Annotated in this window: 1 pseudogene; it reads left to right on the top strand. The window is 37.9% G+C overall.

The window, feature by feature from the left end:
• Nucleotides 1–197: 197 nt before the first annotated feature.
• Nucleotides 198–1,061, top strand: a pseudogene (locus tag BIV60_RS26800) (alpha/beta fold hydrolase); the annotation flags it as partial.
• Nucleotides 1,062–1,148 lie beyond the last annotated feature (87 nt).

The following is a 1,148-nucleotide window of genomic DNA, read 5'->3' as shown; positions in this document are numbered from 1 at the left end:
ATTCATTTGATTTCGGGTAAATTATATCCATCTATTTTAATAAGGGCTCTTTTCGTAAACTTTGTAGCTATTGGACCTTAATAAGAGTCAAATACTTAAGTTTCTTGGCAATTTTCGCAAACGTTCTTACGAAAAGATGCCACGAAGCATTTAGTTATACGGGTTAATGAACTTATACGAAAAACAACAATCTATGCGAAAATAGCCTAAATAAGAGTAGGAGGAGGATTATGGAACAAGCAGTGTTAGCCGGGCACCAGCAGGTAAATAACATCAATGTTTATTATGAATTCTATCCAAAATCAACAACGGATAAAACGGTTATTTTATTGCATGGCTTTCTTTCATCCACTTTTACTTTTCGCCATTTAATCCCTTTATTAAAGCAAGATTATCAAGTTTTATCCATTGACCTTCCCCCTTTTGGGAAAAGTGATAAGTCCAGCCGTTACGTGTACTCCTATAAAAATCTGGCACAAACGGTGATTAAGCTTACGGAGGTTTTTGGAATAAAAAAACTGACATTGTTAGGTCATTCCATGGGCGGTCAAATTGTTCTTAATATTCTCCACATGATGCCGGAGCTTGCGGATAAAGCTATATTGCTTTGCAGTTCTGCTTACCTAAAACGGTTTGGGATGCCACTCATTCTCACCAGTTACATTCCCTATTTCCATTACTTTGTGAAATATTGGCTGGCGCGAACCGGTGTAAAGAAAAATCTTCAGGATACTCTCTATAATCATTCTTTGATTAATGAAGAAATGATAAATGGGTACATGCAGCCATTTTTACAAGATAAAATCTTTATAGCTCTCACGAAAATGATTCGCCACCGTGAGGGAGACTTACCGGTCGAGGTTCTTCAAAAAATAAAGACACCTTGTTTATTAATTTGGGGCGAGCATGACCGCTCAATGCCGCTCCATGTAGGAGAACGATTAAATAAGGATTTAACAAATTCAGAGCTGATTGTTTTAAAAGAAACTGGACATGCTGTCCCGGAGGAACGTCCGGGAGAAGTGTATAATCATATCAAGAGGTTTTTAGCAGCAGTATAAGAAATGCGTAGGCGCCTTAATCAGCCTTAGGCATAGCACAAGACAAGCAAGACGAAAGGTTGTTCTTTAACCTTTTGGACGGATTGA

The sequence above is a fragment of the Bacillus sp. MUM 116 genome, assembly GCF_001866655.1.
Taxonomy (GTDB): domain Bacteria; phylum Bacillota; class Bacilli; order Bacillales; family Cytobacillaceae; genus Neobacillus.
Note: the sequence above shows the minus strand (reverse complement) of the source record. Positions and strands in the feature narration are given on the sequence as shown.